The following is a 12,815-nucleotide window of genomic DNA, read 5'->3' as shown; positions in this document are numbered from 1 at the left end:
GGCGGGCTCAGCACTGCCAGAGGAACGCCGCCCGGCCGCAGGGCTCGCAGACGTGCGCATAGGCGCTGCCGGAGCCGAAGTTGGGGGCGGTGAGGGGATCCGGACCCTCGTCCAGCCGGGCGACGAACTCCATGGGGCGGCCGCAGCCCGTGCAGTCGGGGGTCTCGTCGTACTGAAGCCAGTCGGCGGTGCCGCCGAGCCGGCCGAGCACCTCGTGCGCCGGGCGCCCGCTCCGCTCGGACCAGGCCTTGCGCGCGAGCCGGTACTCCGGCTCGGCCACCGTGACGAGCTCGACGGTACGGACCGCCCCCAGCTGCCGAACGTCCTCCTCCTCGTCCTCCTCGTCCTCGCCCTCGTCGTCTTCTTCGTCCTCGTCCTCGTCCTCGGCGGCGGGGAGCGCGGGCAGCGGCATCGGCACGAGCCCGGCCGACGGGAAGAGGTACGCCCTGTTGCCGCCGGACGTCGCGCTCCACTCCCCGCAACTGCCGGGGTCGTTGGCGCACATGAAGACGGCGAGGATCCCGCGCCCGCCGTCGAGGACGATCTGCGCGATGAAGCAGAGCGGCCCGGAGCAGGTCGTACAGGTGGGCCAGCGCGTGCCGGAGGGCGCCAGCGGAAGGCCGCCGATGCGGGTGACCGGGGCGTCGGGCGCGGCGGAGCCGTCGTGGATCAGCAAGGTGGTGGTGCTCATACCGACGAGGGTAGGAGCGGCCACCGACAACGGCCGGGCGGGGTCAGGCCCGGGCCGCCCCGAGCCACTCCAGGGCCGTGTCCGTGTCCCCCGCCTCCGCGACGCCCTCCGGGACCCGGGGCCTGCGGACCACCAGGACCGGGATCCCGGCCCGGCGGGCCGCGGTCAGCTTGGGGGCGGTCGCGGAGCCGCCGCTGTCCTTGGTGACCAGGACGTCGATCCGGTGTCGCGCGATCAGATCACGCTCGCCCTCCAAGGTGAACGGACCCCGGTCGAGCAGGACTTCGAGCCGCGGCGGGACCGGCGCCTGCGGCGGGTCCACCGAACGCACCAGGAACCAGGTGTCGGTGAGGTGCGCGAAGGTGTGCAGGCCCATGCGGCCGGTGGTCAGGAACGCGCGGGAGCCCAGGCGGGGCAGCCGTACGGCCGCCTCGTCGAGCGAGTCCACGAAGGTCCAGTCATCGCCAGCCTGCGGAGTCCAGCCGGGGCGCCGCAGCGCCAGCAGAGGCACCCCCGTGAGCGCCTGCGCCTCGGCGGCGTGGAAGCTCATCCGCTCCGCGAACGGGTGGGTGGCGTCCACGATGCGGGTGACGTCGTGGGCGACGATCCAGGCAGCCAGCCCCGCGATGCCGCCGAAGCCGCCGATCCGCGTATCGCCCGGCGGGAGCACAGGCGAGGCGACCCGGCCCGCCAGCGAGGTGGTCACATGGCAGGAGGGGACGGCGGCCAGCGCTTCCGCGAGGCGGCGGGCCTCCGTGGTGCCGCCCAGGATCAGGACGTGGTGGGCCGGGAGGGGGGCCGGCTCAGCAGGCATGCCGGTCGCGCTCGGGGGAGTACAGGTGGCTGTCGCGGAACTGCTCGGCGCCGAGCGTACGGCCCACGATGATCACCGCGGTGCGGACCAGGCCCGCCTCCTTCACCTGGGCGGCGATGTCGGCCAGCGTGCCGCGCAGGATCAGCTCGTCGGGGCGGCTGGCCATCGCCACCACCGCCACCGGGCACTCGGCCCCGTAGTGCGGCAGCAGCTCGGAGACGACGCGGTCCACGTAGCGCGTGGCCAGGTGCAGCACGAGCAGCGCGCCGCTGCGGCCGAGCGTGGCCAGGTCCTCCCCGGGCGGCATCGGCGTGGCCTGCTGGGCGATCCGGGTCAGGATCACGGTCTGGCCGACCGTGGGCACCGTCAGCTCCCGCTTCAGCGCGGCCGCCGCCGCGGCGAACGCCGGGACGCCGGGCACCACCTCGTACGGGATGCCGGCCGCGTCGAGCCGCCGCATCTGCTCCGCGACCGCGCTGAAGACCGACGGGTCGCCGGAGTGGAGCCGCGCCACGTCCTCGCCCGCCGCGTGGGCCCGTACGCACTCGGCGATGATCTGGTCGAGGTTCAGCTGCGAGGTGTCGACCAGGCGGGCGTCCGGCGGGCACTCGGCCAGCAGTTCGCGCGGGACCAGGCTGCCCGCGAACAGGCAGACCGGGGCGGCGGCGAGCCGCCGGGCACCGCGCACCGTGATCAGGTCGGCGGCGCCGGGGCCCGCACCGATGAAGTACACGGTCATGTCGTCTCCTGGTCCTTCGCGGTCTCTTCGGTCTCTTCGGGCTGTTCGGGCCGTTCGGTCTTCGCGGTCTCCTCGTGGGCCGCCGCGGGCCGCTCCGTCCGCGGCCAGGGCTTCGTCACCGACCACTGGGTGACCGGCATCGCCTGCCGCCAGCCCGTGAAACCGCCGACCGGCACCGCGTGCGCGACGGCCAGCTTGACCAGGTCGCCGCCGTGGCGCCGGTAGCGCTCGGTGAGGACCGCCTCCGACTCCAGCGTCACGGTGTTGACCACCAGCCGGCCGCCGGGGGCCAGCGCCGCCCAGGCCGCGTCCAGCAGGCCCGGCGCGGTCAGCCCGCCGCCGATGAACACCGCGTCGGGGACCGGCAGCCCGGCCAGCGCCCCGGGCGCGGCGCCGGTGACCACGCGCAGCCCCGGGACGCCGAGCGCGGCGGCGTTGCGGGTGATGCGGGCGGCCCGCTCCGGGACGCGCTCCACGGCCACCGCCCGGCAGGAGGGGTGCGTCCGCATCCACTCGATGCCGATGGAGCCGGAGCCGCCGCCGATGTCCCACAGCAGCTCTCCGGGGGCCGGGGCGAGGGCGCACAGGGTGGCGGCCCGGACGTGGCGCTTGGTGAGCTGGCCGTCGTGCTCGTACGCGGTGTCGGGCAGGCCGGGGGTGGCGCCGAGCCGGGGGACGGCGCCGTGCCCGTCCCGGCGGCAGTCGACGGCCACCACGTTGAGGGGGTCGCCGGGCGCGCGGTCCCAGCTCTCGGCCCGTCCCTCGTACGCGTCCTCGCGCTCGGAGCCGAGCTGTTCCAGCACCCGCATCCGGCTCGGGCCGAAGCCCCGCTCCCGCAGCAGAGCGGCGATCTCGTGCGGGGTCGCCGCTCCGGCGCTGAGCACCAGCACCCGCCGGCCCTCGTACAGGGCGGCCGCGAGCCGGGCCACCGGGCGGCCGACCACCGTGACCACCTCGGTGTCCTCCACCGGCCAGCCCAGGCGGGCGCAGGCGTACGAGACCGAGGAGGGGTGCGGGTGGACCCGCAGGGCGTCCGGCCCGAGCTCCTCGGCCAGCGCCCGGCCGATCCCGTAGAACATGGGGTCGCCGCTGGCCAGCACCGCGATCCGGCGGCCCGCGTACTCGGCCATCAGCTTCGGCACGGCGGGCCGCAGCGGGCTCGGCCAGGCCACCCGCTCGCCCGGGCACTCTCCGTCCGGCAGCAGGTCCAGCTGGCGCGGCCCGCCGATCAGCACCTCGGCGCCGGTCAGCGCGGTCCGCGCGGCGGCGGTGAGCCCGGCCCAGCCGTCGGCGCCGAGGCCGACGACCGACACGGGTCTGGGGAGCGGCGGTGCGGAGCTCACTGCGCGGTACCTCGGGAACGGGAAGGGGAGCGGGCGGGTGGACCCGCAGCCTACTGGCCGGGGTACCGGCCCCCGGCTCCACCCCCGGGAAGGGGGAGGTCTACCCTCGGTAACCCCACGGTGACCGAGGCCGTGGCCCCACGGCCCGACCGTCTTGACCGTCTTGACCCCACGTCGCGAGGGAGCTCACATGACCGGCTGGAACGCCGAGAACATCCCCGACCAGAGCGGCCGCACCGCCGTCGTCACGGGTGCCAACAGCGGTATCGGCTACGTGGCCGCCCGCGAGCTCGCCCGGCGCGGCGCCGACGTGGTGCTGGCCTGCCGCAGCTCGGCGCGCGGCCGGGCCGCGGTGGTCCGGCTGCGCTCCGAAGTCCCGGGCGCCGAGGTGGAGTTCATCCCGCTGGACCTGGCCGACCTGGCCTCCGTACGGGAGTTCGCGCACGTCCACGGGCAGCGCCGCACCTCCCTCGACCTGCTCGTGAACAACGCCGGCGTGATGGCGCTGCCGTACGGGCGGACCGCCGACGGCTTCGAGACCCAGTTCGGTGTCAACCACCTCGGCCACTTCGCGCTGACCGGACTGCTCCTGCCCCAGCTGCTGGCCGCGGCCCCCGGGGCCCGGATCGTCACCGTCTCCAGCGGCTTCCACGCGCTCGGCGACGTCGACCTCGACGATCCGAACGGCGAGCTCGGCTACCGGCGCTGGATCGCGTACGGCCGCTCCAAGACCGCCAACCTCCTCTTCACGCACGAGCTGGCCCGGCGCCTCGAAGCCCGCGGCTGCGGGATCGTCGCCGCTGCCGCGCACCCCGGCTACGCCTCGACCAACCTGCACGCCGGGGCCGCACGCCAGGAGGGCCACCGGCCCATGTCGCGGCTGATGGGCCTCGGCGCCGCCGTCCTCGCCCAGTCCGCCGCCTCCGGTGCGCTGCCCACGCTGTACGCGGCCACCGCGCCGGGGGTGGGGCCCGACGCCTTCTACGGACCGCGGCTCGGCTGGCGCGGGGCGCCGGCCGGCTCCTGGCGGGCGAAGTGGACCCTGGACGACGCGTCCGGCGAACGGCTCTGGGCTCTCTCGGAGAAGCTGACCTCCGTCCCGTACGAGATCCCCGCCCGCTGAGGGGGCCACCCGATCCGGGTGGCCCGGGCGCCCCGGTGTGAGCCCCCCGTCCGCCCCCGGGGTGCCTCGGGGCGCCCCGGGCGGGACCTGATCCGCCACGGAGCCGGCGCGGGAGACTCGGCGCCATGGACGACGACACGGACAACCACCCAGAAGTCCGGGAAGCCCACGATCACGCGGTGGTCCTCGGCGCAGGCCTGGCGGGGCTGCTGGCGGCGCGGGCACTCGCCCAGCGGTTCGCGCGCGTGACCGTGGTGGAACGGGACGAACTGCCGGACACCGGACCTGCCTTCCGGCCCGGTGTGCCGCAGTCCCGGCACGTGCACGTGCTGTGGTCGCGGGGCCTGGAGCTGATGGAAGGGCTGCTGCCCGGGGTCACCCGCGAGCTGCTGGCGGCCGGGGCGGCGCTGATGGAGACGCCGCGGGACTTCCTGTGGCTGAGCCCGGCCGACTGGTTCCACCCGGTTCCGGGGTCCCGGATCCTGATCGGCAGCCGGGAGCTGATCGACTGGACGGTCCGCCGGGAGGTGCTGCGGGACGAGCGGATCCGGGTCCGCTCCGGATCGACGGCGACCGGACTCGTCGCCGGACCCGACGGCCGCTCCGTCACCGGCGTACGGCTGCGCGAGGGCGACCCGCTGCCCGCCCGTTTCGTGGTCGACGCGACCGGGCGGACCTCCCGGGCCCCGGCCTGGCTCGCCGCCCTCGGCCACCCGGCCCCGGCGACCACCCGCTACGACTCCCACCTCGGCTACTCCAGCCGCTACTACGAGATCCCGCCGGATCCGGCCCGCCGCTGGCAGGGGATCTACGTCCAGGGCCGCCCCGAGAATCCCCGCGGCGGCGTGCTGGTGCCCCTCGACGACGGCCGCTGGCTCGTGACGCTGACCGGCAACGGCGAACACGCCCCGCCGACCGGGGACGAGGAGTTCCTCGACTTCACCCGGACCCTGCGCAGCCCGGTGCTGTACGACGCGCTCCGGGACGCCAAACCGCTCTCGACGCCGACGGGTTACCGCAACACCGTGAACGAATGGCGGCACTTCGAGCGCCTCGACCGCTGGCCGGCCGGATTCGTCGTCCTCGGCGACGCCGTCTGCCGGGTCAACCCCGTGTACGGGCAGGGGATGACGGTGGCCGCCCTCGCGGCGGACGCACTGGCCGGGGCCGTCCGGGGGCTCGCGCCCCGGGAGATCGCCGCGGCCTCCCGGCGGATCCAGCGGCGCACGGCGGCCGCCTCCGACGTGGCCTGGCAGATCGCCACCAGCGAGGACATGCGCTACCCGGAGACCGAGGGGCCGCCGCCCGACCGGGCGACCAAGGTCCTTCAGGCCTACATGTCCCGGGTGATCGTGGGCGCCAACGCCGACCCGGAGATCTCCCGGCCCTTCTTCGGCGTGCTGTCGCTGGCGCTCACGCCGAACGTACTGCTGAGCCCGGGCACGGTGATACGGGTGCTGTCCAAGTGGCGCCTGCCGACGGCCCCGGAGACCGCCGCCTATCCGCCGCACCACGACGCCCCGGCCGGCGCCGGGACATAGGAGCGGAGCCGACCTGGGGGTGCCTTGCCGATCACGCCGGGCACGCGGTCCGGCCCGATCGGCACGACACCCCCTGGGGCGTGTCGGCAAAGTCCCGCCTGCCCCGCGACGCCCGGCACGCCGAGAGCACGCACCGGACGCCGCGGGACCGCCCTCCGGGCGGACGGCGCTACTTTGCGGACACCCCCTGGCGGGCCGCCGCGGCGCGCTCGTACACGGCCCGCACCCCGTCGCCGAACAGGCTGCTGTACGAGGTCGTCTCGTCGCCGCCCCCGTCGCGGCCGCCGACCACCCCGATCAGGGTGTGCGCGTCGGTCAGCACCGGACCACCGCTCGTGCCGTCGGGTACGTCCGCGCAATCCAGCCGCAGTTGCGCGGGCCCCTCGGCACGGGCGGTGTTGAAGCACTCCACCGGATACTCGGTGGCGTTCGGATAGCCCACGACCCGGGCGGGCGCCGGCAGCCGGGGCCCGAACCGGATCGTCTGGGCCCCGGTGGCGTCCTCCAGCCGCTCGCCGGGGTGCCCCGGCCGGCGCATCCGCAGGAAGGCCACGTCGTAGTCGGGGTCCTGGTCCTCGATCCAGCGGGGGTCCACGTCGATCCGCGTGGGCACCCAGACCCCGTACGGGGCCGTGCCGTCCCGGTAGCCGGGGGCGAAGACCAGGTTCGTACGGAAGCCGAGGACACCGCGGTACACGCAGTGGGCGGCGGTGGCGACGAGGTCGCCGCCGGGGGAATGGACCACGCTCCCCGAGCAGTGGTGGTCCTGGTCCGCGTCCTCGCCGGGGGAGAACAGCGCCCCGATCGCGGGCTCCGCCGCGGCGGGCCGCGCGACCAGCGGGTCGGAGGGCCGCCACCCGCCGGACCGCCACTGCGCGCCGGCAGTGGGTCCGCCCGGGCCGCCCGGGCCGCCCGCGCCCTGCGCGCCCGGCGGCTCCCGGGGCGGGACCTCCCGCGCCGGGCCCTCCAGCACGGCCGCCGCCGCGCGGTCGGCCTGCCCGGGGTCCTGCGCGTAACTCCCCTCCGCCGGATCCCCGTCCGCCACGTACGCCGCCATGTCGTGCAGCTTCCACAGGAGCCCGGCGCACCCCATCAGCACGGCGCAGCCGACGCCGACGAGCAGGCAGACCCGTACGGCCCGCCCGCGAACCCTGGTGAACATGTGGCACTCCCGCCCGGACGTGCCGATCGGCGTCCCGACCGGCTCCCTGTTCGACGGACGGCGCGACGGCGGCGGTTCCGGACCGGAACGTGTCCGTCCTCACAGCCGGGGCGCCCGACCGTCCCCGTCATCCGGCGTCCTTCCGCACTTCACCCAACCCGCCTACTCTCCGGGCGAGTTGAACCGTGGCGCACCGAATGGGCAGACAGGAGCCGAAAGCATGAGATCACGGAACCGGATGGCGGGCGCGGTGACGGCGGGCCTGGCGGCACTGGCCTTCGTACTCGGTACGGCCCCGGCAGGGGCGGCGGGGGCCGAGGCGGCCGGGGCCGCCGCCGACCTCCCGTACGCGGGATCGACCGGCGTCGGCGTGCACAACGCGTACGAGAAGGCCAAGTTCCCGTACTTCGCGGACGCCCTCGATTCGGGCGCGGCGATGCTGGAACTCGACGTGTGGACCAACTTCTTCGGCAGCTCCTGGCGGGTCTCGCACGACAACCCCTTCGGCAACGACAACAACTGCGAGAACGCCGCCGGCCCCGCCCAGCTGCGCACCAAGTCCCGCAACCAGAACCTCGCGGGCTGTCTCTCGGACATCCGCAGCTGGCACGAAGCGCACCCCGGCCACCGCCCGGTCGTCCTCAAAATGGAGCTCAAGGACGGCTTCGCCGCCAACCTCGGGCGCGGCCCGGCCGAACTCGACGCGCTGCTGAACTCGAAGCTCGGCGACGCCGTCTACCGCCCCGGCCAGCTCGCCGCCGGCCACCCCGACCTGGACACCGCGGCCCGGGCCGGCGCCTGGCCGAGCCGCGCCGCGATGGCCGGGAAGTTCCTCGTGGAGCTCATTCCCGGCACGCTGGAGGAGGGCAACGCGAACGACACGCTGTGGACCGACCGGGAGTACGGCCAGTACCTGCGCTCCCTCGCCGCCGCGGGCCGGCTCGGCCAGGCGGCCGCCTTCCCCGCCGTGCACCGGGCCGAGGCCGGCGACCCGCGCGCCCGGTACGCGGACGCGACGCTCCGCCCGTGGTTCGTGGTCTTCGACGGGGACGCGAGCGCGTACGCGGGCGGCTCGATCGACACCGCCTGGTACGACCGCAACCACTACCTGCTGATCGCCACCGACGCCCAGGCCGTGGCGCCCGCCATCGACGGGGTGCACCCCACCGAGGCCCAGGCCCGTGAGCGGGTCGCCCTGATGGCCGCGCACCACGCGTCCATCGCCTCGGCGGACTGGTACCCCCTGCCGTCCGTGCTGGCCACGGTGGTCCCCCGCGGCTAGTACCCTTATTGCGAACTATTCGCAATAAGGGTCGGGTGTGCGGGTCTGATGGCTGCTTCTCCGGTGGTGCTCGGCATCGAGTCCTCCTGCGACGAGACGGGCGCGGGCATCGTGCAGGGAGGCCGGCTCCTCGCGCACGTCGTCGCGTCGAGCATGGACGAGCACGCCCGCTTCGGCGGGGTCGTCCCCGAGATCGCGGCCCGCGCCCACCTGCACTCCTTCAACCCGGTGGTCCGCCAGGCCCTCGACCGGGCCGGACTGCGGGCCGACCAGCTCGACGCGGTGGCCGTCACCACCGGCCCCGGCCTCTCCGGCGCGCTCCAGGTCGGACTGGCCGGGGCCAAGACCCTCGCGTACGCGCTGGGCGTACCGCTGTACGGGGTCCACCACCTGGCCGGGCACGTCGCCGCCGACACCCTGGAGCACGGGCCGCTGCCCCGGCCGTGCGTGGTGCTGATCGTCTCCGGGGGCCACACCTCGCTGCTGCTCGTGCGGGACCTCGTGCGCGAGCCGATCCTGCACCTCGGGGACACCCTGGACGACGCGGCGGGGGAGTGCTTCGACAAGGTGGCCCGGGTGTTCGGCCTGCCGTACCCGGGAGGGCCGGCCATCGACAGGGCGGCCCGCGGCGGCGACCCGAAGGCGGTCCCGTTCCCGCGTCCGCTGACCGGCGGGCCGCGCGGGGAGGACCCGTACGCCTACTCCTTCTCCTTCTCGGGGCTGAAGACGGCCGCCGCCCGCTGGGCCGAGGGCCACCGGCAGCGCGGGGAGCGACTGCCGGTCGCCGACGGGGCGGCCTCGCTCCAGGAGGCCGTGGCCGACGTGCTGACCCGCAAGGCGGTCGCGGCCTGCACGGCCCACGGCGTGAAGACGCTGGTGGTGGTCGGCGGGGTCGCGGCCAACTCGCGCGTCCGGGCCCTGGCGGAGCGGCGCTGCGCCTCGGCGGGGATCGAACTGAGGGTGCCGCCGATGACGTTGTGCACGGACAACGGCGCGATGATCGCGGCGGTCGGCGACCTCCTGGTCCGCGCGGACGCCCCGCCCGCCCCGCTCACCCTCACGGTCGACCCGTCGGCCCCCCTGGAGTACGCGGCGCTCCACCCGGTGGCCTGACGGCCCGGGGCGCGGCGGGCCGTTGCCGCTCCGGGGCGCCCTCGTTGGGCAGTCCCGAAGGCGTGATCACGGGACCCGCGAAGGGACGTACGACATGGACAGGGACATCGACGAAGTGAAGACGGTGCACCTCACCGACGAGGTGTATGCGTACCTGGTCGCCCAGGCCGAGCCGCGGAGCGGTGTGCAGGAGGAGCTCGTCGAGCGGACCCGCGCGCTCGGCCGCGAGGCGCAGATGCAGGTCCCGCACGAGCAGGGCGTCTTCCTCACCCTGCTGGGCAAGATGCTCGGCGCCCGCCGGATCGTCGAGGTCGGCACCTTCACCGGCTACTCCACGCTGGCCCTGGCGGAGGGCCTGGTCCCGGGTGGGCGGGTCCTGACCTGCGACGTCTGCGAGGAATGGACGTCGATCGCCCAGGAGGCCTGGAAGGCGGCCGGGGTCGGCGACCGGATCGAGCTCGTGATCGCCCCGGCGCTGGAGACGCTGCGCGCGCTCCCGCACGAGCCGGTGATCGACCTGGTGTTCCTGGACGCGGACAAGCCCGGCTACCGCTCGTACTGGGACGAGCTCGTGCCGCGCCTGCGGCCCGGCGGGCTGATCGCCGCCGACAACGTCCTGTACGGGGGAGAGGCGGTGGACGCCGGGGCCCGGGGGAACGCCCTGGCCATCCGGGAGTTCAACGCGCACGTGCGCGCCGACGAGCGCATGGAGTCGGTGATGCTCCCGATCGCGGACGGCCTCACGCTCGCACGCAAGCGCTGAGGCGCGTCGGGCATCCTGGGGCACCCGACCGTCCTACGAGGAGCCCCAGTTGCCCGACCAGAACACGCCCTCGCACCAGCGCCACATCGGCTTCGACCACCTGCACAACTTCCGCGACCTGGGCGGCTACCGCTCCGCCGACGGCCGTACCGTCGCCTGGGGCGCGCTGTACCGGTCCGACTCGCTCGGGAAGCTGGCGGGGGCCGGAGCCCGGGCCGACTGGGACCGCTTCCTCGGCCTCGGCATACGTACGGTCATCGACCTGCGCTACCCCTGGGAGATCGAGGCCAAGGGCAGGATCCCCGAGCCCGGGCGGTTCACGTACGCCAACCTCAGCATCGAGCACCGCCCGTACGACCAGGCCGCCATCGACCCCGGCATCGACCCCTGGCGGTACCTGGCCGACCGGTTCGCCGAGGTGACCGAGGACGGCGTCGACGAGATCCGCCGGGCCATCGAGCTCATCGCCGACGGTCCCGGTCCGGCCGTCTTCCACTGCACCTCGGGCAAGGACCGCACCGGCCTGATCGCCGCGTTCGTCCTGACCCTCCTCGACGTGTCCGAGGAGGAGATCCTGGCCGATTTCGCGCTCACCGAGCTGGCCACCGCCCGCCTCACGGCCGACTGGCACGCCGCCAACCCGGGCCGCACCATGCGCTGGCCCTCGTACGGCCGCGCCCCGGCGCAGATCCTGTCCCTCGTCCTCGCCGACCTGACCACGCGCTACGGCTCCCCGGGCGAGTACCTCGCCGCGCGCGTCGGGATCACGCCGGCGACGGCGGACCGCCTCCGGGACCGCCTCCTGCGCTGACGCGCGCACTCCGAAGCCTGAAACCCGCCAACTCTGGCCACATCCTTGCCTGTTGATGCGCACGTCCCAACAATGCACATGACAACCGGAGGATCTTCGGTTGCATCGTCATCAGAGGGGAACCCCCACATGCGCAAGCCTCTCGTCGGCGCCGTGCTGTCGCTGCTCCTGATGGGAGCGGCGGCGGCACCGGCCGTGGCCGCGACACCCCGGGACAAGGCGGCCCCGGCCGTCACCGTGAACTACGCGGGCACGGTCGCGCTCAGCAACTGCTCCGGCTCCGTCGTCCGAGCCCCCGGCTCCCAGCCGAACGACCCGGCGCTCGTGCTCTCCAACGGGCACTGCATCGAATCCGGCTTCCCGGGGCCGGGCGAGGTCGTCAAGGACCAGTCGTCCAGCCGCTCGTTCTCGCTGCTCAACGCGTCGGGCTCGCGCGTGGCGACGCTCCGGGCGAGCAAGATCGCGTACGCGACGATGACCGACACGGACATCTCGATCTACCAGCTGACCAAGACGTACGCGCAGATCCAGAGCCAGTACGGCATCACCGCGCTCACCCTGAACGACGCCCGTCCGGTGCAGGGCACGGCGATCAAGGTCGTGTCGGGGTACTGGAAGCGCATCTACAGCTGCAACGTGGACGGCTTCGCGTACCGCCTCAAGGAGGGCGAGTGGACCTGGAAGGACTCGGTCCGCTACACCTCGTCCTGCAACACGATCGGCGGCACCTCGGGCTCGCCGGTGATCGACACGACGACGGGCAAGGTCGTCGCGGTCAACAACACGGGCAACGAGGACGGGCAGCGCTGTACGGAGAACAACCCGTGCGAGGTGGACGAGACCGGCAAGGTCACCGTCCGCCAGGGCATCAACTACGCCCAGGAGACGTACATCATCGTCCCGTGCATCGGCGCGGGCAACACGATCGACCTGACCCGCGCGGGCTGCACCCTGCCGAAGCCGTGAGGCACGCGGCCGCCCGCCCCGCCGGCGGGGCGGGCGGCCGCCCATACACGGAACCGACGGAAACCGGGTCAGACTGGACCCACCGAAGTCGACCGAAGGCCGAACGCATGAAGAACCACCCGGTGATCGCCGCCCGCCGCCTCGAAGCAGTGACGCGGGAGGGCGAGACCTTCCCGGTCACCCTCCAGCTGGGCGCCCCGTACCCCGATCCCGACCCGGCCGGGGACTGGATCTGCCCGTGCCGGCTCGAGGGCCTGTCCGAGACCACGTACGAGATCCACGGGGTGGACGGGATCCAGGCCCTGGCCCTGGCCACGGAGGTCCTGGGCAGCGGGCTGACCGAGGCCGCGCAGGAGCGCGGCCTGACCTTCACCTGGGGCGGGGAGAGCGGACTGACCGCGGCCGAGGTCCTGCTCCACTCGAACACGGCGGGTCGCTGACACCGGCCGCGGCGGATGTGCCAGCGT

At 74.5% G+C, this 12,815-nt stretch carries 13 protein-coding genes; 8 read left to right on the top strand and 5 right to left on the bottom strand.

The window, feature by feature from the left end:
• Positions 1-7 precede the first annotated feature (7 nt).
• Genes ACFY1T_RS21590 through cbiE form a run of 4 tightly spaced genes read right to left on the bottom strand, consistent with a single transcriptional unit; the run spans position 8 to position 3,587 of the window.
• Positions 8-691: a hypothetical protein gene (locus ACFY1T_RS21590; protein WP_390789558.1), complete on the bottom strand. Its 684-nt coding sequence runs from the start codon at positions 689-691 to the stop codon at positions 8-10.
• Positions 692-734: 43 nt separating this feature from the next.
• Positions 735-1,505, bottom strand: coding sequence for a cobalt-precorrin-6A reductase (locus ACFY1T_RS21585; protein ID WP_390789557.1), 771 nt, complete (start codon positions 1,503-1,505; stop codon positions 735-737).
• Entirely contained in the window at positions 1,495-2,244 is a 750-nt protein-coding gene (gene cobM / locus ACFY1T_RS21580; RefSeq protein WP_390789556.1) for a precorrin-4 C(11)-methyltransferase, read from the bottom strand. Before cobM ends, ACFY1T_RS21585 begins: the two co-directional genes overlap by 11 nt.
• Entirely contained in the window at positions 2,241-3,587 is a 1,347-nt protein-coding gene (gene cbiE, locus ACFY1T_RS21575) for a precorrin-6y C5,15-methyltransferase (decarboxylating) subunit CbiE (RefSeq protein ID WP_390789555.1), read from the bottom strand. Before cbiE ends, cobM begins: the two co-directional genes overlap by 4 nt.
• Before the next feature lie 190 nt (positions 3,588-3,777).
• Here cbiE and ACFY1T_RS21570 point away from each other — a divergent pair, with 190 nt between their 5' ends.
• Positions 3,778-4,710 carry an oxidoreductase gene (locus tag ACFY1T_RS21570; protein WP_390789554.1) on the top strand — a complete coding sequence of 311 codons (933 nt, stop codon included), beginning with the start codon at positions 3,778-3,780 and terminating at the stop codon, positions 4,708-4,710.
• Positions 4,711-4,835: 125 nt separating this feature from the next.
• Positions 4,836-6,251, top strand: coding sequence for an NAD(P)/FAD-dependent oxidoreductase (locus ACFY1T_RS21565; RefSeq protein ID WP_390789553.1), 1,416 nt, complete (start codon positions 4,836-4,838; stop codon positions 6,249-6,251).
• Between the two features lie 169 nt (positions 6,252-6,420).
• Here the strand turns inward: ACFY1T_RS21565 and ACFY1T_RS21560 are convergent, their stop codons facing one another.
• Positions 6,421-7,413, bottom strand: coding sequence for a trypsin-like serine peptidase (locus tag ACFY1T_RS21560; RefSeq protein ID WP_390789552.1), 993 nt, complete (start codon positions 7,411-7,413; stop codon positions 6,421-6,423).
• Between the two features lie 220 nt (positions 7,414-7,633).
• On the opposite strand from ACFY1T_RS21560, the gene ACFY1T_RS21555 reads away from it, so the two are divergent.
• From ACFY1T_RS21555 to ACFY1T_RS21530, 6 genes are all read left to right on the top strand, one after another.
• Positions 7,634-8,695, top strand: coding sequence for a phosphatidylinositol-specific phospholipase C domain-containing protein (locus tag ACFY1T_RS21555; RefSeq protein WP_390789551.1), 1,062 nt, complete (start codon positions 7,634-7,636; stop codon positions 8,693-8,695).
• A gap of 48 nt (positions 8,696-8,743) precedes the next feature.
• Positions 8,744-9,808 carry a tRNA (adenosine(37)-N6)-threonylcarbamoyltransferase complex transferase subunit TsaD gene (tsaD, locus tag ACFY1T_RS21550; protein ID WP_390789550.1) on the top strand — a complete coding sequence of 355 codons (1,065 nt, stop codon included), beginning with the start codon at positions 8,744-8,746 and terminating at the stop codon, positions 9,806-9,808.
• A gap of 94 nt (positions 9,809-9,902) precedes the next feature.
• A complete protein-coding gene (locus ACFY1T_RS21545) occupies positions 9,903-10,571 on the top strand; it encodes an O-methyltransferase (RefSeq protein ID WP_390789549.1) in 669 nt (222 codons plus the stop codon).
• A 49-nt stretch (positions 10,572-10,620) separates the two neighbouring features.
• Positions 10,621-11,382, top strand: coding sequence for a tyrosine-protein phosphatase (locus tag ACFY1T_RS21540; protein WP_390789548.1), 762 nt, complete (start codon positions 10,621-10,623; stop codon positions 11,380-11,382).
• 129 nt (positions 11,383-11,511) lie between these two features.
• Positions 11,512-12,348 (top strand): serine protease, encoded by an 837-nt coding sequence (locus ACFY1T_RS21535; RefSeq protein ID WP_390789547.1) that lies wholly within the window; start codon positions 11,512-11,514, stop codon positions 12,346-12,348.
• 107 nt (positions 12,349-12,455) lie between these two features.
• Complete coding sequence (locus tag ACFY1T_RS21530; RefSeq protein ID WP_390789546.1) at positions 12,456-12,788, top strand: DUF6968 family protein; 333 nt, start codon at positions 12,456-12,458, stop codon at positions 12,786-12,788.
• Positions 12,789-12,815 lie beyond the last annotated feature (27 nt).

Origin of the sequence: Streptomyces sp. NPDC001194 (genome assembly GCF_042896985.1) — a bacterium.
GTDB lineage: Bacteria > Actinomycetota > Actinomycetes > Streptomycetales > Streptomycetaceae > Streptomyces.
This window is presented reverse-complemented; position numbering and strand designations above follow the sequence as displayed.

Coding starts and splice junctions, on each gene's coding strand:
- ACFY1T_RS21590 (WP_390789558.1), bottom strand. CDS start 691: ATGAGCACCACCACCTTGCTGATCCACGACGGCTCCGCCGCGCCCGAC.
- ACFY1T_RS21585 (WP_390789557.1), bottom strand. CDS start 1,505: ATGCCTGCTGAGCCGGCCCCCCTCCCGGCCCACCACGTCCTGATCCTG.
- cobM (WP_390789556.1), bottom strand. CDS start 2,244: ATGACCGTGTACTTCATCGGTGCGGGCCCCGGCGCCGCCGACCTGATC.
- ACFY1T_RS21570 (WP_390789554.1), top strand. CDS start 3,778: ATGACCGGCTGGAACGCCGAGAACATCCCCGACCAGAGCGGCCGCACC.
- ACFY1T_RS21565 (WP_390789553.1), top strand. CDS start 4,836: ATGGACGACGACACGGACAACCACCCAGAAGTCCGGGAAGCCCACGAT.
- ACFY1T_RS21560 (WP_390789552.1), bottom strand. CDS start 7,413: ATGTTCACCAGGGTTCGCGGGCGGGCCGTACGGGTCTGCCTGCTCGTC.
- ACFY1T_RS21555 (WP_390789551.1), top strand. CDS start 7,634: ATGAGATCACGGAACCGGATGGCGGGCGCGGTGACGGCGGGCCTGGCG.
- tsaD (WP_390789550.1), top strand. CDS start 8,744: ATGGCTGCTTCTCCGGTGGTGCTCGGCATCGAGTCCTCCTGCGACGAG.
- ACFY1T_RS21545 (WP_390789549.1), top strand. CDS start 9,903: ATGGACAGGGACATCGACGAAGTGAAGACGGTGCACCTCACCGACGAG.
- ACFY1T_RS21535 (WP_390789547.1), top strand. CDS start 11,512: ATGCGCAAGCCTCTCGTCGGCGCCGTGCTGTCGCTGCTCCTGATGGGA.
- ACFY1T_RS21530 (WP_390789546.1), top strand. CDS start 12,456: ATGAAGAACCACCCGGTGATCGCCGCCCGCCGCCTCGAAGCAGTGACG.